Raw genomic sequence first — 19007 nt, forward strand, 5'->3', positions numbered from 1 at the left:
ACTGTGTTGGACACGCCCGTCGCAGTGCGGCGGGCGGCGATGGACCTTCTCGCTCGTCGTGAGCACGGGCGCGTAGAACTCGAACGCAAACTGCGCAAGCGCGGCGCGCCAGATGAACTGCTGGCCGCTGCGCTTGACCGCTTGAGTGATGAAGGCCTGCTGAGTGAGGCCCGGTACCTGGAAGCCTATATTCGCTTCCGTAGCACTGGTGGCCATGGCCCGGCACGTATTCGCGAAGAGTTGCTGCAACGAGGCTTGGCAAAAGCCGCTATAAACGAGGCGCTGGCGCAGTCGGGTATCGACTGGTCGGAGCTTTTGCAAGAGCTATGGCAGCGCAGATTTTCAGGGGTACTCCCCACTGATCAAAAGGAGCGAGCCAAGCAGGCTCGCTTCCTGGCTTATCGAGGGTTTTCGCTTGAAATGATCGGCCGCTTGCTCAGCGGCCGATCCATCGACGACTAAGCCCAGTGTTCAGGATGGTTGACGAAGTCGACCAGCTCCCTCAGCCGCCCATAAGCGCGCCCGGTGAAGTGAAATGACAACCTCACCAGATGGCTGAGCTCTGGCTCGTCAGGCGTGGGCGAGTTGGCCAGGTCATGCTGTTCGAAGGTGCCGCTGGTGAGTAGATCGCCAAAGTGCTCGCCCAGCCCGGCCAGCGCTACCGCATTCAGGCCATGGCGCAGGCGCAGGATGAACAGCCGATTCAGCCAGCGGCTCGAGTGGTAATTGGCATAGAAGCGCTCAATTTCTTCGACAGCCGATTGCGGGTCGGTCACCCGCCGGATCAACCTGAGGTCCGTAGGCAGAATGTACCGTTTGGCCTCCAGCTCATTGCGAATGAACGCCTCAAGCCCTTCCCAATAAGTGCCACCAGGCTCATCCAGCAGCAGGATGGGCACCAACGGGCTTTTCCCGGTCTGCACCAGCGTCAGTACCTCAAGTGCCTCATCCAGCGTACCGAACCCCCCGGGGCAGAGGACGAGCGCGTCGGCTTCCTTGACAAAAAACAGCTTGCGAATGAAGAAGAAGTGAAACGGCAGCAGCTGCTCGCTACCAGCAAGTGTGGCGTTGGCGTGTTGTTCGAAAGGCAGGGCGATGTTGAAGCCCAGGCTGTGCGCAGGGCCAGCCCCTTCATGGGCAGCGGCCATGATCCCGCCGCCGGCCCCCGTGATGACCATCAGGTCTGCAGCAGCCAATGCACTGCCCAACTCCCTGGCCTGTAGATAAAGGGCGTGGTCGGGCACAGTGCGGGCCGAGCCGAATACCGTGACCTTGCGGCGTGGGCGAAAGCGCTCCAGCGTTCGGAAGGCATGGTCCAGCTCGCGCAGGGTCTGCAAGGTGATCTTGGCGTTCCAGCGATTGTGATCGTCTTGCGCCATACGCAGCACGGTAAGCAACATATCGCGGTAGAGGGCCAGGTTCGGGCTGGTGGGGGCTACTTGTTGAAGCTGGGCATCGACCTGCTCGGCCATCTCCAGCCCTTGGGCCAGAAAGTGTTCCGCCAGGCGGGGATCGGCTTTATAGGGCATGCGAACCTCCAGAATGCAGGGCTGGCACCACGCAGGTTGAGCTCGCCAGCGCGAGCCGCTCCGTACGTGAGCTACGCTTTCACTCTCACTACAGATGCGCGAGTGCCGCGCATTACATGCCGCAATCCTGCGCTGTATAGCGATGGGTCGCTACGGGTTTCTTGGTTTTGTACTCGGAGAAGTCGTAACGCATGATCGCGCCCTGCGCCATCAGCTTGCGGAAGCTGGGGTCGCGGCAAACACTGGCGCCCAGTTGCAGGTAAACGGTCTGGGGGTTGGCGCGCATCTGCGCAGCGTGGCTGGGCTGAACGGCCAGGTGGTCGACCAGTTCCTTGCCCTGCACGGTGAAGCCCATGTCCATGATGTCTTCGTTGATCGCTCGCGGCGTACCGACGCTGCTTTCCTTGGCCACTTTCTGCAGCATCTGGTTGAGGTTGTAGTCGGCTGCGGATGCGCCGAAGGTGGCCAAGGGTGCGGCGAACAGCAAGGCGGCGAAGGGCAGGGTGACACGCAGCATGAAACTCTCCTGTGGTGAAGCGAACGCGGATGGGTTGGACCCGCCTGCAGGCACGATGTTCAACATGCGCCCAGAGTACAGGCATTGCACCGCCTGGCACAGGGGAGGTGGGCAAGCGGCGTGGCGGGCGCTATGCTGCGCGCCCGCTGCAATGCTTGCCGTGACCGATCATGCCCCATGCCGTTTCCCGCCTGCGCGATGAGCGCCTGGCGCGCAGTTCCAAACCCTTCATCGCGCGTGGCTCGAAAGCCCCGCGTTGCGCTCGTTGCCGTGTGGTGCACAGCCACTGCCTGTGCCCATGGTTGCCGGTAGCCGACGGCGAAGCGGGCGTGTGCCTGGTGATGCACGATATCGAGGCGCTCAAGCCCAGCAACACAGGCTGGCTGATTGCAGACGTAGTCAAGGATACGCATGCCTTTACCTGGTCGCGTACGGAGGTGGCGCCGGCGCTTATTGCGCTGCTCGATGATCCGCAATGGCAACCCTACATTGTGTTCCCTGGCGAATTCGTTGCCCCTGAGCGGGTGACCGAACAGGTAGCGCCAGCGCCCGGTAAAAGGCCGCTGTTCGTGTTGCTGGACGCGACCTGGCCAGAGGCTCGCAAGATGTTTCGTAAAAGCCCATGGCTGGATCGCTTTCCGGTCCTGAGCCTGGCGCCGGAACAGCTGTCGCGCTATCGGCTGCGACGCTCCAAGCGTGAAGATCACTTCTGCACCGCCGAGGTGGCCGCGCTGTGCCTGGGCCTTGCCGGTGAGGAGGAAGTGGCTGACCGCCTCGATCACTGGCTCGATGCTTTCAGCCAGCATTACCTGGCCGCCAAATACCAACGCCCCATCGACCCGCAGGATGCACTGCACCAGCATCTGGCCGATGATCAGGCCGCGATGGTGCGCCTGGGCCAAAGCTGAGCCAGCAGCATGCCGGCAAGCATCAGTGCGCAGCCCAGGTAGCCGCGGGCACTCAGGCTTTCATCCAGAAAAACTGCCCCCGCGATGGCCGCAAACACGGCCTCGAGTGAAAAGATCACTGCAGCGTGTGAGGGTAGGGCGCCTTTCTGGCTGATTACCTGCAACGTGAAACCGAGCGCCACGGCCACGACACCGCCGTAGAGCAGCGCAGGCCCAGCAACCAGGATCGCGGTGGCATCCCATGGTTCGAGGATCAGCGCCAGCAGCAGGCTGACCAGCCCGCAGACCACAAACTGAATGAACGCCAGGCGCAGCGGGTCATGGCGGTTGGCAAGCATGCCCACGAGCAACACATGGCCGGCCCAGGCGAAAGCTCCCGCCAGTTGCAGCAGGTCGCCCCAGGCAACTTTCAAACCGTCGCCAATGCTGAGCAGCGCCATGCCGGCCACCGCAGCCGATGCCCCCAGCCAGGTGCCTGTGTGGGCTCTTTGGCCAAACGCCAGGCCCAGCAGCGGCACGATGATCACGTACAGGCCTGTGATGAAGCCTGAGTTCGTCACCGAGGTGAATAGCAACCCGACCTGCTGCAGGTTGATGCCGCAGGCCAGCACCAGGCCCATGGCGGCGCCACCTGGCAGTGGCCAGCGGCTGCCACTTTTTGGCAACGCGGGCGCGGTTTTCGCCTTCAGTACCAAGGGCAGCAAGCACAATGCGCCCAGGCTGAAGCGCAACCCGGAGTAAAGAAAGGGGCCGATGTGTTCCATGGCTTTTTGCTGCATCACGAAGGCCGATCCCCAGATCATCGCCGTGAGCAGCATCAGCGCGTCAGTGCGCAACGTAGAGCGGTGCATGCGAAGCGGGTACTCGCGTCAGGTTTAAGGCACAATAGTGGCGCACACTGTGCCCGAGCCTGCGCACCTTGACCACCCCGGCAGGCCCCTGCATGCTTGGCGCCGCCCCGTACAGGACCCGCAGCCGATGGCCACCTACGACATCCTGATTGCCGATGATCACCCGTTGTTTCGCAGCGCGCTGCGCCAGGCGTTGAGCCTTGGCCTGGGCAATGAGGCAAGCCTGGTAGAGGCTGCCAGCATTGCCGAGCTGGAAGCGTGCCTTGCGCAAAAGGCCGACTGGGATCTGGTGCTGCTGGACCTGAACATGCCTGGCGCCTATGGCTTCTCGGGCCTTGTGCTGCTGCGCGGGCAGTATCCGCAGGTGCCGGTGGTGATGGTGTCGGCCCAGGAAGATGCCAGCGTGGTGGTGCGGGCGCGTGAGTTCAATGCCAGCGGGTTCATCCCCAAATCCAGCCCGCTTGAAACCATCCAGAGTGCCGTGCGCAACGTGCTCGATGGTGATCAGTGGTGGCCGCCGCAGGCCTTCGAAGCCGTGCCGGTCTCGGATGAGGCACGCGCTGCCAGCGAAGGGCTGGCGAGCCTCACGCCACAACAGTTCCGGGTATTGACGATGGTCTGCGAAGGCCTGCTCAACAAGCAGATCGCCTACGAGCTGAGCGTCTCGGAGGCAACCATCAAGGCGCACGTTACGGCCATTTTCCGCAAGCTCAACGTACGCACCCGTACCCAGGCTGCACTGCTGCTGCAGCAGATGGAATCGGTCAGCCCGGCCTGAGCACTCTTTCACTGTTTTTTGACCGCGCCCGAGCTAGCCTGCGCGCCGTTTCCCAGACCTTCAGAGCTCCCGCCACATGTCACCCTACAAGGGCCACAAAGGCCTCAAGCGTATCTTCAATGCCGCTGGATATTCGTTCGACGGCCTGCGTGCCGCATTCACCGGCGAAGCAGCGTTTCGCCAATTGGTATTGCTCAATGTTGCGCCGGTGCCCCTGAGCTTCCTGCTAACGGTCACTCGCGTAGAGCGCGCAGTGCTGATCATGGCCTGCTTGCTGGCGCTGATCGTCGAGCTGATCAATTCGGCCATCGAAGCGGCCATCGACCGTATCTCGCTCGAACGCCATCCGCTTTCCAAAAACGCCAAGGACATGGGCAGCGCTGCGCAATTCGTGGCGCTGGTCATGATTGCGATTGTCTGGGCGACCATTCTGCTCTGAAGCTTACGCAACGGTCGGCAGCACGATTTCGTCGCTGCGCTGCGCTCCAGCAGTGAAGGTGCGGCATAGCTCAAGGAATTCGCGCATCGCTGAAGTCTGGTACTTGCGCTTGTGCCAGATGAAGTAGAACTGCCGCTTCAGGTCCAGCTCCGGCGTGGCGATCTCCACCAGGCTGCCCCTGCGAAACGCATCCCGCAGGGCCAGGCGAGAGATACATCCGATCCCAAGCCCCGACTCCACCGCGCGTTTGATGGCCTCGGTGTGCTCAAGCTCCAGTCTGATGTTCAGCGCCGAGCGGTGATGGCGCATGGCCTGGTCGAAGGTGAGCCGGGTGCCTGAGCCTTGCTCGCGCAGAATCCAGGCCTGCTCTGTGAGCGACTCGGTGCTGGCCAGGCCGTGTTGTGCCAGCGGATGGGAGGGGGCACAGAACACCGCCAGCTCATCGGCGACCCACGGTTGTACTTCCAGGTCTGGATGATTGCAGTCGCCTTCGATCAACCCCAGGTCCAGCTCGTAATGCGCAACCTGCTGCACAACGTGAGCGGTGTTCTGTACATGCAACTTCACCTGGCTTTCGGGGTGTACCTGCATGTAGCTGCCGATCAGCAGGGTAGCGAGGTAGTTGCCGATGGTCAGCGTCGCGCCGACAGCCAGCGCACCGAAACCGGCCTTGCCGCCCAGCAGGTCTTCTATTTCCTTGGCCTGGTCGAGCAGTGCCACGGCCTGTGGCAAAAGCTGATGCCCCAGCGCATTGAGGCTCAGCCGCTTGCCGGCGCGGTCGAAGAGCTGGCAACTCGATTGCCGCTCCAACTCGGTGATGGAAGTGCTGGCGGCAGATTGCGAAAGCGCCAGCTGGGATGCTGCGCGCGAAACGCTTTCGTGCTGGGCCACGGCCACGAATACCTGGAGTTGCCTGAGTGTGAATCGCATATCTATATAACCGATTACCTATATCTTGATAATTCGTTTAACAGATATTGTCGCCGCCGCTAGAATACCGCGCAATCGTGCCTGCACCAGGCGCATGCCTTTTCTTCGGAGTTTTCGGTCAATGAGCAACTTCAATCACGAACGCGTTCTGAGTGTTCACCACTGGAACGACACCCTGTTCAGCTTCAAGTGCACCCGCGACCCGGGCCTGCGCTTCGAAAACGGCCAGTTCGTGATGATCGGCCTGCAGCAGCCGACCGGCCGCCCACTCATGCGCGCCTACTCGGTGGCCAGCCCGAACTGGGAAGAGCACCTGGAGTTCTTCAGCATCAAGGTGCCTGATGGCCCGCTGACTTCCCAGCTGCAGCATCTCAAGGAAGGCGATGAAGTGCTGATCAGCAAAAAGCCCACCGGTACGCTGGTGCTCGACGACCTGACTCCGGGCAAGCATCTTTACCTGCTCAGCACCGGCACTGGCCTTGCGCCCTTCATGAGCGTCATCCAGGACCCTGAAACCTACGAGCGCTTCGAGAAAGTGATCCTCGTGCACGGTGTGCGCTACGTCAACGAAGTGGCTTACGAAGAGTTCATCACCCAGGTCCTGCCGGAGCACGAGTACCTGGGCGAGGCGGTGAAGGAAAAACTGATCTACTACCCCACCGTCACCCGTGAGCCTTTCCGCAATGCTGGCCGCCTGACCGACCTGATGCGCAACGGCAAGCTGTTCGACGACATCGGCCTGCCGCCGATCAACCCGCGTGACGATCGCGCCATGATCTGCGGCAGCCCGGCGATGCTCGACGAAACCAGCGAAGTGCTCGACAGCTTCGGCCTGAAGATCTCCCCGCGCATGCGTGAGCCGGGCGATTACCTGATCGAGCGTGCCTTCGTCGAGAAGTGACCCGCGCTTCAAACCTATCGCCCGGCTAAGCCGGGCGATGTCGTTTCAGGGGTGGATGACGGCGAGGGCAATATCCAGTACCCGGATCAGCCCGGGTTCGGGGTAATGCCAGTGTACGTCCACGTCCCACAGGCGAGCGCCGTAGCGCCGCTCCGGCACAGGTGCTTGATAGGCGGGGCGGGGGTCCTGCGCCAGGCATTGCTCGATCAGAGCCACCAGCGGTTCTTTCAGGCGTTCGCCGTGTGCATGTGCGGCCTCCAGTGCTGCGCCTGCCCACTGCACGGGAATCAGCACGGGCGGTGCGTCGGCCATGCCGTTGAAGGCCTGCGGCACCTGATCGGCGTAAGGCACATAGGGTTTGATATCGAGCACCGGCGTACCTTCGAGCAGGTCGATGCCGCTGAGCCACAGCCGCCCGGGCTCTACGCGCTCCAGGCGCACTACCGACTGGCCGATGCCGTTGGGCCGGTGGGTGGCGCGGGTGGCGAACACACCCATGCTTCGGTTGCCACCCAGCCTCGGCGGGCGCACCTTCAGCCGCGGGCTGCTCTCGAGCGCCTGATGGAACATGAACAGCAGCCACACATGGCTGACTTGCTCCAGGCCCTGCACGGCATCACCGTTGTCGTAGGGTGCAACCAGCTCAAGCGTGCCGCGTGCTGCCGGCGCCAAGGCGGGCTGGCGAGGGATGGCGAACTTCTCCTTGAAACAGGAGCGGATGAAGCCCACCGGCTCGACCTGATAGGCCATGCTCAGCCACGCACGCGCAGGGTCAAGCCCTTGAGGAAGTTGCGCAACAGCTGGTCGCCGCAAGGGCGGAAGTTGTCATGGCCGGCCTTGCGAAACAACGCGCTGAGTTCAGGCCGGGATACCGCGAAACCGGCGGCTTCCAGGATCTGGCGGATGTCGTCTTCCTTGAGCTCGAAGGCCACACGCAGTTTCTCGAGCACATCGTTGTTGGTCACCGGCACCACGATCGGTTGGGGCGGGCGGCTCTCGTCCTTGCCGCGCTTGTGAGTTACCAGGCCATCCAGAAAATGCGCCATCAGCGTATCGGGGCAGCGCTGATAGCCGGCTTCTTCCTCTTTCTTGAGGTAATGGCCCAGTTCGGCCACCGTGACCTGGCCGCCGCTGAGGCGAATGATATCGGCCAGCTTGCCGTCGCTTATGTTGAGCAGGTAGCGCAGGCTGCGCAGTACATCGTTGTGGATCATCGAGAGTGTCGTATGCCGAAGGGTAGGGCGGGCATTGTAGCGCAAGCGCCCGCGCGAATCCGGCTTGCAGCCGGACGGCAGGCTGCCGGTGCGGGCGGCCCCTGCCAGGGCTCGCCCGAGGCGGGTGTTTAGAGGGTTTCAGCCCAGAGGTCGTACTCGTCGGCCTCAGTGATGCGGCAACGCACCTTGTCGCCAGGCTTGAGCGGCTGATTGCTCTCGACGTAGACGTTGCCGTCGATTTCCGGGGCGTCGAAGAAGCTGCGGCCGATGGCGCCTTGCTCGTCCACTTCGTCGATCAGCACTTCGATCTCGCGGCCGACGCGCTGTTGCAGCCGCGCGGCACTGATGGCCTGCTGATGCGCCATGAAACGCTCCCAGCGTTCCTGCTTGACGTCGTCCGGCACCGGGTCGGCCAATTCATTGGCCGGTGCGCCTTCCACAGGCGAGTACTGGAAGCAGCCGACGCGGTCCAGCTGCGCTTCGGTCAACCAATCGAGCAGGTACTGGAAGTCCTCTTCGGTTTCGCCGGGGAAGCCGACGATGAAGGTCGAGCGGATCACCAGCTCCGGGCACTGTTCGCGCCAGGCCTTGATTCGCGCCAGGGTGCGGTCTTCGAAAGCCGGGCGCTTCATGGCCTTGAGCACTTTGGGGCTGGCGTGCTGGAAAGGGATGTCCAGGTACGGCAGCACTTTGCCGGCGGCCATCAGCGGGATGATTTCGTCCACATGCGGATACGGGTAGACGTAATGCAAGCGCACCCAAACGCCCAGGCTGCCCAGTGCTTCGCACAGCTCGGTCATGCGGGTCTTGACCGGCTGGCCGTTCCAGAAGCCGGTGCGGTACTTGACGTCCACGCCGTAGGCGCTGGTGTCCTGGGAAATCACCAGCAGTTCCTTGACCCCGGCCTTGACCAGGCGCTGCGCTTCGTCGAGCACGTCGCCCACTGGCCGGCTGACCAGTTTGCCGCGCATGGACGGGATGATGCAGAAGCTGCAGCTGTGATTGCAGCCTTCGGAGATCTTCAGATATGCGTAGTGGCGGGAGTCAGCTTGATGCCTTGCGGTGGCACCAGGTCGATCAGCGGATTGTGGTCGGCCTTTGGTGGCACCACCTCATGAACGGCTTGGACCACCTGCTCGTACTGCTGCGGGCCGGTGACTGCCAGCACACTGGGGTGCACGTCACGGATGGTGTTTTCTTCAACGCCCATGCAACCGGTGACGATCACCCGGCCATTCTCGGCCAACGCCTCGCCGATGGCATCGAGCGATTCTGCCTTGGCGCTGTCAATGAAGCCGCAAGTGTTGACCACCACCACGTCTGCGCCCTGATAAGTGGGCACCACTTCGTAGCCTTCCATGCGCAGTTGGGTGAGGATACGTTCGGAGTCGACCAGGGCTTTGGGGCACCCCAGCGAGACGAAACCAACCTTCGGGGTGGCGTGTGTGGTGGACATGACTAACCTCGGTATCGGATACGGGCCGCCGACCGTTGAGTTGGGGCGTGCCTGGTGGGCGCTCTGGGCGCCTCTGATCAAAAAGCGCGCAATTCTAGCGAGCGCACGTGCGCTTGACCAGTGGAAATACGACGAACGCGGGCGCTGTCGTTCTGATTGATATCGCGCCAGCCTGCAAGCTCTGCTTGAGGAAATCTGCCATAGGACTGGTCTGTGCATACTTGCACGCGGGCTTGTCGCTCAGTTGAAAGCCTATGCAGTTTCAGACTCGATCGCGGTTACCAAACAGCCCGGGCAGGTTAGTCTTGGCTACTTTGATCTGTTATCCAATTCATCCTTCGGGCAAAACGAGCGCATTGAAAGCGTGATGCTGTCCGACAGTGATGTCTGCGCTCCATGGATCATGCAACCGAAGACAGGCTGAAGTGCTGACTTCTCCAACCTTACTTACGTTTATCCAACGGTTTCATCATTTGAACTAGCTTGCTGCGAGAGGGCTATTTGTGCCGTCGCCGGCGAGCTCACCTGGGTTTTAAATGGAGGGAAAATTGAAGTCCGTCCCCCGTGCGGGTCTTGCACCGTGACTCCCCAACGTCGCTGCCCGTTTTCCGAACAGTGATACTGCATCGCTTTGATACGACGCGAGTACCGCCGCACGATGGCATCATAGTTCGGATGGGTATGGACGTTGTTAAACGGCCCATCGCAGACAGTGCGACCAGCTATTGGATATAAGATCGTCGAGCAAATGAGATCGGCAATCTGCAGACACGCATGGTTGTCGCTTATCCCGAAGACAGCAGCTTCTTCAATCGAGGGGTAAGCGTCCCCGCCCCCGCCCAGTTTGTGCTTCTGCGTGAAAATTGAGTGAGCCACATAACTGTTTCTGGCAGGATCTCGAAAGTCCGCGATCATCATGCCTCGAGATTCGCGGTCAATTAGAAAATGCTGAAAGCGCTTCGCAATCTGCTGTGCGGTGACGGTATAGACCGACTGGTCCGCCAAGGCTTGACCGTAGTGCTTGACTCACACGCGCGCAACCAGTTTGATATCGTGCGTCTTGCAGATAGCCAAAATGCCATCAATAAACCTGAAGTGGTGTTCTACGATAGAATGCGTAACGGGATGTCGTCTGACATCGCTTCTCAGTTCGGAACCCTTGATTTCCCTAAGTAACACATTAAGAGCATGCTTCTCGTTTTTGAATAGTTTGGGATAAAAACTGGCGCTTGAGGCAGATGAACTCATCGGTAACCCTACTGATGCGCTGTGCGTCGACAAATAGTCCGGCAACAATGAGCATTGGTTGCTGGTTGTCGACATTACTTCGGACAGGTTGCGAATCGCCAGACTCGTCGATATAACAGATATGCATTAACGGACACCAGAAATAGAACAGCCACCTTTGAGGTGGCTGCGGTCTGCTTTCGCAGTATCGCGTGCCGGACTTAACCGACACTTGGATCAACCGTTCAACGGCTGTGCGTGAATGATGGTTATTTTCCAGCAACGTGGCAACTGTCGGCAGGCCATTTCCGCAGATGCATGGGCGTGAGCCTGCAAAGCGGGCGATGGCTCATTTTGTCAATGGATAGGGCGCCCCAAAAGATCAGATCGGTCTGGGAAATGCCGTATAGGCTTGGCCTGCCGCAGCGATCCTTCGCCAAACAGAGTGCTTGGTCAGCGAGGGTCAAGAAAAAGGCTAGAGACTCCCAAGATGCTCGCGCCGCTTGACCAGCGTCTGGCAGAAGAAATGCGCCGCGCGCTGCGCTAAGCTTGGCGGCGCCGCGCGGGGCTGCCCGCGCATCAATTCAGAACAAGCCGTCAACAAGCGGCAAACCACAAGCTGCAGGAGAAGTGGATGGGTCACGCAAGCAGTGAGGAGCGGGGCGGCCATGGCGCCGCACGGCCTCTGAGCATTCTGGTGGCAGCGGTGGGTGTGGTGTATGGCGACATCGGGACCAGCCCGTTGTACACCCTCAAAGAGGTGTTCACCGGTGGCTATGGTTTGAACGTCAGCCACGATGCGGTATTGGGAATCCTGTCGCTGATCTTCTGGTCGCTGATCTGGGTGGTGTCGATCAAGTACGTGCTGTTCGTGCTGCGCGCCGACAACCAGGGCGAGGGCGGCACCATGGCGCTGCTGGCACTGGCCCGGCGTGCTGCCCAGGGGCATCCGCGCCTGAGCGCGGTGCTGGTGGTGTTCGGGCTGTGCGGCACGGCACTGTTCTATGGCGACAGCATGATCACTCCGGCGGTGTCGGTGCTTTCGGCAGTCGAGGGGCTTGAGCTGGCCGTGGACGGGATCGAGCACTGGGTAGTGCCCATTGCCCTGGTGATCCTGATCGGGCTGTTCGTGCTGCAAAAGCACGGCACGGCGCAGATCGGCAAGCTGTTCGGGCCGGTGATGGTCTGTTGGTTCGTGGTGCTGGGTGCGCTGGGCGTCGATGGCATCGAGCAACACCCTGAGGTGCTCAAGGCGCTGAACCCGTACTGGGCACTCAACTTCTTCCAGGTGCATCCGGGCATCAGCATCGCCGCCCTGGGCGCAGTGGTGCTGGCACTCACCGGCGCCGAAGCGCTTTACGCCGACATGGGCCACTTTGGCCGCAAGCCGATCGCACGTGCCTGGTTCGGCCTTGTGTTGCCGGGGCTTGTGCTCAACGATTTCGGCCAGGGCGCTTTGCTGCTGGCCGACGCCGAGGCGGTGCGCAACCCGTTCTTCCTGCTGGCGCCGGGCTGGGCGCTGGTGCCGATGATCGTGCTGTCGACCGTTGCCACCGTGATCGCCTCGCAAGCGGTGATTTCCGGGGCCTTCTCCCTGACTCACCAGGCTATTCAGCTGGGCTACATCCCGCGCATGCACATTCAGCACACCTCCAGCAGCGAACAGGGCCAGATCTACATCAGTGCGGTGAACTGGACGCTGATGGTCGGCGTGATTCTGCTGGTGCTGGGCTTCGAGTCTTCCGGTGCGCTGGCTGCGGCCTACGGCGTGGCGGTGACCGGCACCATGCTGTGCACCACGGTGATGATCTCGGTAGTGATCCTGCTGCTGTGGAAATGGCCACCGCTGCTGAGCGTGCCGGTGCTGGTGGGCTTCCTTGCCGTCGACCTGCTGTTCTTCAGCGCGAACGTGCCCAAGATCGTGCAGGGGGGGCGTTCCCGGTAGTGGCCGGGCTGGTGCTGTTCGTGCTGATGACGACCTGGAAACGCGGCAAGCAGTTGCTGGTCGAGCGCATCGACGAAGGCAGCCTGCCGCTGCCGATCTTCATCGGCAGCATCCGTGTGCAGCCGCCGCATCGGGTCCAGGGCACAGCGGTGTTTTTGACCGCTCGCCAGGACGCCGTGCCTCATGCGCTGCTGCACAACCTGCTGCATAACCAGGTGCTCCACGAGCAGGTGGTGCTGCTGACGGTGGTCAACGCCGATGCGCCGCGCGTGCCGCGCGACCAGCGTTTCGAGGTTGAGTGCTACGGCGAAGGCTTCTTCCGCGTCGTGCTGCACTACGGCTTCATGGACGAGCCGGACGTACCGGCGGCGCTCTCGCTCTGTCATCTGGAAGGGCTCGACTTCAGCCCGATGCGCACTACCTACTTCCTGAGCCGTGAGACGGTCATCTCGTCCAAGCTGGCCGGCATGGCGCGCTGGCGCGAGGGGCTGTTCGCCTTCATGCTCAAGAACGCCAACGGCAACCTGCGCTTCTTCCGCCTGCCGCTGAACCGGGTGATCGAACTCGGAACCCAGGTAGAGATATAAGCTTCAAGCTTCAAGCTTCAAGCTTCAAGCTGAAAGTAAAAGCTGATGGTGTGTCACCGCTTTACTGGACACCTGACTTGAGCGGCAGCACGGTTTCATAGGGGGTTTTGTATCCCAGTGAGCCGTGCGGTCGTTCGAAATTGTAGTACTCGATATATTCCTGGATCAGCCGTTTTGTCCGCGCATGAGGTTGGGCGCCCCAGCGCTTGAGCCACTCGCGCTTCAAAAGACTGAACCAGCTCTCGGCGCAGGCATTATCCCAGCAGTTACCTTTCCGAGACATGCTTTGGGCAAAGCCATGTTGCAGGAGCCAGTGGCGTACCCGCTCGCCACGATATTGGACGCCCTGATCACTATGAAACAACCCCTGGTGCGTTAGTCCTTCTGCTCTTCTGGCCATCTCGAGGGCCTTGATCACCAGCCCTTCCCGGGGCTGCAAACTCATCGAATGGCCGATCAGACGACGATTGGGCAATGACAGCACGGTCGCCAGATAAAACCAGCATCCATTTTCCAGGCGCAGTTGCGTGATGTCCGAGACCCATGTTTGCTTGGCCGGCGGGTTGTCGAACTGTCGCTCAAGCAAGTTGGGACGCGCAGGGTCGAGTACGCGCGCATATCGACGTTTGCGAGGCACGTAACAGGCGCGGCGGTCCATTTTTCGCATCAGGCGATGAACCCGATTGCGGCCGACTTTGACACCTTCCTGAGTCAATTGGTGGTGGATCTTACGGCTGCCCAATATCTGCATGGACTGGTCATGCAACTGCTCGATCCGCTCACTCAAAGCCATATTCTCCTGCTTGCGCAGGGAGCCGGGCCCCTGAGAGCTGGCCAGCCAAGCGTAGTAACCACTGCGCGCGACGTTGAGTACCCGACAGCACACCGCAACGGGCCATTCGTTCATTTGGTCGCGAATGGCCACATAAATTACTGCTGGCGCTTTGCAAAGTACTCTTCGGCCTTTTTTAAGATGGCAGTCTCCATCTTCAGTCGCTCGATTTCACGCTTCAGCCGCTTGTTCTCGCGCTCAAGATCCGCATTGCTGCGAGCAGGCGGTTCCGGTTTTTCTGCCATGGTGTGTGCCCCTATTCTGCCGGTACGAGAATACTCAGTACGCCAACGGCTGAGTACCGCGAGATGGATACCCAGCTCTTTGGCGGTTTCAGTGAGCGTACCGGCAGACTCGATTGAGCGCTTGACCGCTTGAGCTTTGAAAGCGTCGCTGAAGCGACGACGATGTTGGCATTGCATGGACACCCCTCCGTTTGAAAGGGTGTCCAGCAAATTGGTGACACACCAGGGCCCTGCGTATTCGGCAGGCCCCGCTTTTTTGCTCTTGCTCTTGCTCTTGCTCTTGCTTGCAGCTTAAAGCTTGCAACTTGAAGCTGCTTTATTGCGGCCTTGCCGCCTTCCATTTTTCGAGAACCGCCACCAGCTTCTTGGCCAGCGATGGGTAGTTCTCGTCGAAGTGGTGGCCACCTGGCAGGGGCATCTTCTCGCCCACGGCGGTGGTGTCGGTGCAGCCGCTTTCCGCAGCTTCTTCGGTGCCATAGACGCACAGCACTTTAGCCGGCGGCAGCTTGGCCATTTCCGGGCCGGTTGGCGCTTCCTTGCCTTCCTGGCCGAGCCAGCCTTCGACTTCGATCTCGAAGCTGCCGCTGCGAGCGAAGGCGAGCAGGATCATGCCGTCGACCTTGCTCTGCTCGCTCTCCGGCAGCTTGTTGTAGATGGCCGGCAGCACGTCGGCGCCGAACGAATAACCGGCCAGCACGAAGTGCTTGGCGCCCCATTTGTGCTGGTAGTACTCCATCACCTCGGTGAGGTCTTCGGCACTTTCGGCTGGCGCGTGGTGCTGCCAGTAGTAGCGCAGCATGTCGATGCCCACCACCGGGTAGCCCATCTGCGCCATGTAGCCTGCGGTGTCCTTGTCCAGGTCGCGCCAGCCGCCGTCACCGGAAAGGAACAGTGTCACGGTATCGTTGTTGCCGCTGGCAGGCACTTCCACCACCGGCATCTTCAAGGTGGCGCTTTCTTCGCCCAGCAGGGCTCCGGTCAGCTGGGTCTTGAGCAGTTGCGGCAGCTTCACGTCGTAATCGGAGATGCTGTTCTCGGCATTGGCCTGGCCGCGCACGAAGGCAGCAGCGGTATCATCCGGCCAGTCGTTCCAGGCTGCGTACCAATGGCCATGCTCGGCCTTTTTCGGCCAGGCGATCTTGCAGTCCGGCGTTTCCAGAGCGAAGCCCACCGACACGGCCTTGGCCTTGTCGTTGTTCTGGCCGGCAAGCCACGCCCACGCCTGGCTCGCGCCAAGGTTGATGCCGCCCACCACGTTCGGCGCCTCGCCCAATTGTTTAAGGCCCGCGTCGAAGGTGGCCTGCTGCACGGTGCAGTCGGCCTTGGGCAGCACCACCTGAATGATCTTGGCCGCCGCCTGGCGGCTCAGGTCGGTGAGCTGTTTTTCATTCATCGCTTCTTCAGATGGTACTGCCACCAGCACGGCATTGCGCTGGCGCTGGCCGGGCGTGGCCAGGGTAGCGCTGCTGCCGTCGCTCAGGGTCAGGTTTTGCAAGGTCGGGGAGGGCACCGGGCGGCTCCACCACCAGTAACCGGCAGCAGCAGCGGCCAGCAGCACCACCAGCGTAATCAATACAACGCGCCAGTAACGTCGAATCATCAGCGTTTCACCAGTCCAGTCAGGCCGCCCGCGATCAGGGCGGCGGTATCGGCCAGGGCCACCAGCGGGTCAAGGCCCGCCGGCACGGCCATGTAACGGGGTTCCCAGTCGGGCTGGAACTTGTCCTTGAAGCGGCGCAGCCCCTGGAAGTTGTAGAGGTGCTCGCCACGGTTGAACACCATCGAACCCAGGCGCTGGGTCGATGGGGCGCCCTTGCGTGGCTGCAGGCCTGAAAGCGGGACCATGCCCAGGCTGAAGCGCTCGTAGCCTTGCGCTTTGTAGTACTGGATCAGCCCGACCATCATGAACTCCATGGTCAGCTTCGGCGCTTCGGGGTGCGAGCGCATCAGATCGAGGCTCGCCAGGTGCTTGCTGTCGGTTTCGAGCAAGTTGGCGAATGCCACCGGGCGGCCCTGGAAATGAATGATCACCATGCGGAAGTGTTTGAGGTAGTCGGGGCTGAAACGCCCGAGCGAGAACCCTTTCTCGCGCACATTCTTACCCGAAAGCCAGGCGTCGGAGATGATTTTAAGTTCATCCAGCGGCGCCGTGCCGGCCTCGTACACCTCCATCGACAAGCCATCACGGCTGCCGCGGTTCCAGGTGTAGCGCAGGTCTTTCATTTCCTTGCCCTTGGCCTCCAGGTCGAAGGCGAGCAGGTTCACCCGTGCCTCTTCACCCAGCTTGATGGCGGTCAGGCCGATGTCCATGTAGTAGGGCAGGTTCTCGGCGCGTACCTGGTAGAACACCGGGCGCGCGTGGTGGAAGTCGCACAGGTCGCGGAACTGCCAGATCATCTCGGCGCGCGGCTGGGTCGGGCCGATGGGGTCGTACAGCGCCACCAGGCTGCGGCCGCGGCGGGCGTACATGATGAAGGCCTTGTCCTGCGGGTGGAACAGCAGCGCCTTGTCGCCGGTCAGTGCCAGGCCGCCGTCGGGTTGGTGCGAGTGCTTGAGAATCCGTGCCGCCCGTTCCAGTTCCTCGGCGTTTGGCAGGTGAATCACCGGCCGCGCAGTGCGCAGCAGCCAGGTCAGAGCGACGATCACCAGCAATACAGCGCTGCCCAGTGCCGAGCGCATACCGCGTGGTGCATCGCCGTCCAAAGCGAATTGCCACCACAGCTTGTTGCTGTACGGCACGTCTTGGTATGCGAAGAACAGCAACCAGATCGATGCACCCACTACACAGGCCGCAGCGATGAGGAATAGCGGGGAAAGTGGCAGTTCCATGAGCCGGCTGGGGCGGTAGAATGAGCGGCGGAACACCGCCAGCAACGATGCTGTGATGATCAGGATGCTCGCTTCCTCCCAGTCGAAGCCCTTGAGCAGCGACATCAGCGCGCCGGCCAGCAGCAGGGTCATGGTCAGCATCCAGGCGGCCGACAACCGCCGGCGCAGGCCCTGGGCCAGCAGCAGGCAGAGCACGCCAATCAGGCTGGCGATAAAGTGCGATGCGTCGATCAGCCGATGCGGCAGCAAGAAGCCCATGTGTTCAAGGCGCGTGTCGATCTCAGGGGTGGTGCCGGAGAACAGCAGCACCACGCCGGACAGGAACACCAGCACCGCGAGGATCGGCGCGGCCAGGCCCGAGGCAACCCGGATGGCCTGGCGAGCGAACAGCAGGCGCTTGCCCTCATTGACCAGCAGCGTGAGGCTCGCCACCAAAAACGGCAGCATGACGTAGATCAACCGATACAGCAGCAGCGCGGCAGCCAGCGGCGCTGCGCCCAGTTCATTGGAGAACGCCGCCAGCAGCACCGCCTCGAACACCCCCACACCGCCGGGAACGTGGCTGAGCACGCCTGCGGCCAGTGCCAGCAGGTACACCAGCACGAAGGCGCCAAAGGGCGGAGCTTCAGGCAGCAGGCAATACAGCACCGTCGCCGCCGCAGCGACGTCCAGCGCTGTGATTACCAGTTGCAGCAGTGTCAGGCGTACCGAGGGCAGGCGCAGTGTCTTGCTGCCTACGCGCACGATCAGGTTGTGCGCCAGTGGTTGCTCATCCAGCCGGCGGCGGTAGACGCCGATCACCAGTGCAATGGCCAGGCCCAGGATTGCCACCGAGACCAGGCCCAGCAGCGGCGCAGGTAGCCGCAGCGCGGTGGAAGCTGCGTCCAGGTCGCTCAGGGTGGCGAGCGCCGCGAGTGGCGGCAGTGCGCACCCCAGCGACAGCGCTGCGAACAGCGACATGCGTGCCACTTCGGCTGCGCCCACGCCCAAGCGCGAGTACAGCCTGTAGCGCACCGAGCCGCCCGACAGCAGTGCCAGGCCCACCGCGTTACCAATGGCGAATGCAGTGAAGCCACCCAGCGCAAGGGCGCGCGGCGGCAAGGAGGCATTGGCGTAGCGCGCGGCTGACCACTCGTAACCGAGCAGGATCACGAACCCGGCGACAGTCGCAGCGAATGCCCCGAGCAATGCGCGGCTAGGCGTACTCATCACCGCGTCGTGCAAGGCGTAGAAGTCCACCTCTGCCAGGATGTGCCGGCACGCCAGCAGAGCCATAACGAACATCAGCAGTGTTACGCCCAGGCCGACCTGCTGGCGGTTGCGGTTCAGCCACTGCAGCGCGCGGTGGCGTGGCGCAGGCACAGGCGTGGAGGAGGGGGCGGTGACGACGTCTTCGTTTACTTCAGGCGTTTCAGGGCGCATCAATAACCTCGCGGATTGTGCGCGACAGGATGTGAATATCCAGCCAAGAGACCAATCCCTTTGATAACAAATGTGCCGGGATATTACCCCGTCGGCCGTTACACTGCGACCTGACCCTCAGCTATAGGGCAAGTTTCATGGTCTCGCCATGTGACCCGTTGCGCAAAACGCCACTTTCAGGCGTAAGCGACTGACCCCACAGGTTTTTCACGCATAAAAAAAGGCCACGCTGTGCGTGGCCTTTTCAAGATGGTTGCGGGAGCCGGATTTGAACCGACGACCTTCGGGTTATGAGCCCGACGAGCTACCAGACTGCTCCATCCCGCGTCATGTGGTGCGCATTCTACAGACTGCGCTGAAAGCGTCAAGCCTTTTATTTCAAAAGCTTACCTGACCC

17 protein-coding genes, 1 tRNA gene and 2 pseudogenes are annotated in these 19007 nt (G+C 61.6%); 6 read left to right on the forward strand and 14 right to left on the reverse strand.

Features of this window, described 5'->3' with window-relative positions; genetic code table 11:
• Window positions 1–3 precede the first annotated feature (3 nt).
• Window positions 4–462, forward strand: a complete 459-nt coding sequence (recX, locus tag LN139_RS03380; protein ID WP_268944867.1) for a recombination regulator RecX — start codon at window positions 4–6, stop codon at window positions 460–462.
• Here the strand turns inward: recX and LN139_RS03385 are convergent.
• The gene (locus tag LN139_RS03385; RefSeq protein ID WP_236358692.1) at window positions 459–1529 is read right to left on the reverse strand and encodes an LOG family protein; all 1071 of its coding nucleotides are present in this window, start codon (window positions 1527–1529) and stop codon (window positions 459–461) included. The two genes, recX and LN139_RS03385, sit on opposite strands and share 4 nt — an antisense overlap.
• Window positions 1530–1641: 112 nt before the next feature.
• Window positions 1642–2046 (reverse strand): PA3611 family quorum-sensing-regulated virulence factor, encoded by a 405-nt coding sequence (locus LN139_RS03390; RefSeq protein WP_236358694.1) that lies wholly within the window; start codon window positions 2044–2046, stop codon window positions 1642–1644.
• Between the two features lie 170 nt (window positions 2047–2216).
• On the opposite strand from LN139_RS03390, the gene LN139_RS03395 reads away from it, so the two are divergent.
• A complete protein-coding gene (locus LN139_RS03395; protein ID WP_236358696.1) occupies window positions 2217–2954 on the forward strand; it encodes a tRNA-uridine aminocarboxypropyltransferase in 738 nt (245 codons plus the stop codon).
• Here the strand turns inward: LN139_RS03395 and LN139_RS03400 are convergent.
• A complete protein-coding gene (locus LN139_RS03400; RefSeq protein WP_236358698.1) occupies window positions 2921–3805 on the reverse strand; it encodes a DMT family transporter in 885 nt (294 codons plus the stop codon). The two genes, LN139_RS03395 and LN139_RS03400, sit on opposite strands and share 34 nt — an antisense overlap.
• Before the next feature lie 127 nt (window positions 3806–3932).
• Here LN139_RS03400 and erdR point away from each other — a divergent pair, with 127 nt between their 5' ends.
• Window positions 3933–4583 (forward strand): response regulator transcription factor ErdR, encoded by a 651-nt coding sequence (erdR, locus tag LN139_RS03405; protein WP_236358700.1) that lies wholly within the window; start codon window positions 3933–3935, stop codon window positions 4581–4583.
• Between the two features lie 76 nt (window positions 4584–4659).
• Window positions 4660–5022, forward strand: coding sequence for a diacylglycerol kinase (locus LN139_RS03410; RefSeq protein WP_236358702.1), 363 nt, complete (start codon window positions 4660–4662; stop codon window positions 5020–5022).
• Window positions 5023–5025: 3 nt separating this feature from the next.
• Here the strand turns inward: LN139_RS03410 and LN139_RS03415 are convergent, their stop codons facing one another.
• Window positions 5026–5952, reverse strand: coding sequence for a LysR family transcriptional regulator (locus LN139_RS03415; protein WP_236358703.1), 927 nt, complete (start codon window positions 5950–5952; stop codon window positions 5026–5028).
• A 121-nt stretch (window positions 5953–6073) separates the two neighbouring features.
• On the opposite strand from LN139_RS03415, the gene fpr reads away from it, so the two are divergent.
• Entirely contained in the window at window positions 6074–6853 is a 780-nt protein-coding gene (gene fpr, locus LN139_RS03420; protein ID WP_236358705.1) for a ferredoxin-NADP reductase, read from the forward strand.
• Window positions 6854–6898: 45 nt separating this feature from the next.
• Here the strand turns inward: fpr and tsaA are convergent, their stop codons facing one another.
• The 5 genes and pseudogenes from tsaA to LN139_RS25370 form a co-directional block, all read right to left on the reverse strand.
• Window positions 6899–7603, reverse strand: coding sequence for a tRNA (N6-threonylcarbamoyladenosine(37)-N6)-methyltransferase TrmO (tsaA, locus tag LN139_RS03425; protein ID WP_236358707.1), 705 nt, complete (start codon window positions 7601–7603; stop codon window positions 6899–6901).
• 2 nt (window positions 7604–7605) lie between these two features.
• A complete protein-coding gene (locus tag LN139_RS03430) occupies window positions 7606–8067 on the reverse strand; it encodes a DUF1456 family protein (protein ID WP_236358709.1) in 462 nt (153 codons plus the stop codon).
• A gap of 128 nt (window positions 8068–8195) precedes the next feature.
• Window positions 8196–9523, reverse strand: a pseudogene (gene rimO / locus LN139_RS03435) (30S ribosomal protein S12 methylthiotransferase RimO).
• A 453-nt stretch (window positions 9524–9976) separates the two neighbouring features.
• On the reverse strand, window positions 9977–10528 hold the full coding sequence (locus tag LN139_RS03440; protein WP_236358711.1) for a DUF3800 domain-containing protein: 552 nt from the start codon (window positions 10526–10528) through the stop codon (window positions 9977–9979).
• A gap of 175 nt (window positions 10529–10703) precedes the next feature.
• Window positions 10704–10898: a DUF3800 domain-containing protein gene (locus tag LN139_RS25370; protein WP_442964375.1), complete on the reverse strand. Its 195-nt coding sequence runs from the start codon at window positions 10896–10898 to the stop codon at window positions 10704–10706.
• 486 nt (window positions 10899–11384) lie between these two features.
• Between LN139_RS25370 and LN139_RS03445 the strand changes: the two are divergent.
• Window positions 11385–13282 (forward strand): annotated as a pseudogene (locus tag LN139_RS03445) (potassium transporter Kup).
• A 61-nt stretch (window positions 13283–13343) separates the two neighbouring features.
• On the opposite strand, the gene LN139_RS03450 reads toward LN139_RS03445, so the two are convergent.
• The 5 genes from LN139_RS03450 to LN139_RS03470 form a co-directional block, all read right to left on the reverse strand.
• On the reverse strand, window positions 13344–14207 hold the full coding sequence (locus LN139_RS03450) for an IS3 family transposase (RefSeq protein WP_236358596.1): 864 nt from the start codon (window positions 14205–14207) through the stop codon (window positions 13344–13346).
• A gap of 5 nt (window positions 14208–14212) precedes the next feature.
• Window positions 14213–14536, reverse strand: a complete 324-nt coding sequence (locus tag LN139_RS03455; RefSeq protein ID WP_236355192.1) for a transposase — start codon at window positions 14534–14536, stop codon at window positions 14213–14215.
• Between the two features lie 139 nt (window positions 14537–14675).
• Window positions 14676–15959, reverse strand: coding sequence for a virulence factor family protein (locus tag LN139_RS03460; RefSeq protein ID WP_236358713.1), 1284 nt, complete (start codon window positions 15957–15959; stop codon window positions 14676–14678).
• Window positions 15959–18610, reverse strand: a complete 2652-nt coding sequence (gene mprF, locus LN139_RS03465) for a bifunctional lysylphosphatidylglycerol flippase/synthetase MprF (protein WP_236358715.1) — start codon at window positions 18608–18610, stop codon at window positions 15959–15961. Before mprF ends, LN139_RS03460 begins: the two co-directional genes overlap by 1 nt.
• Before the next feature lie 250 nt (window positions 18611–18860).
• Window positions 18861–18937: transfer RNA gene (locus LN139_RS03470), tRNA-Met, on the reverse strand.
• Window positions 18938–19007: the final 70 nt, after the last annotated feature.

This window comes from Pseudomonas sp. KNUC1026 (assembly GCF_021650705.1).
In the GTDB taxonomy this organism is placed as follows: domain Bacteria; phylum Pseudomonadota; class Gammaproteobacteria; order Pseudomonadales; family Pseudomonadaceae; genus Aquipseudomonas.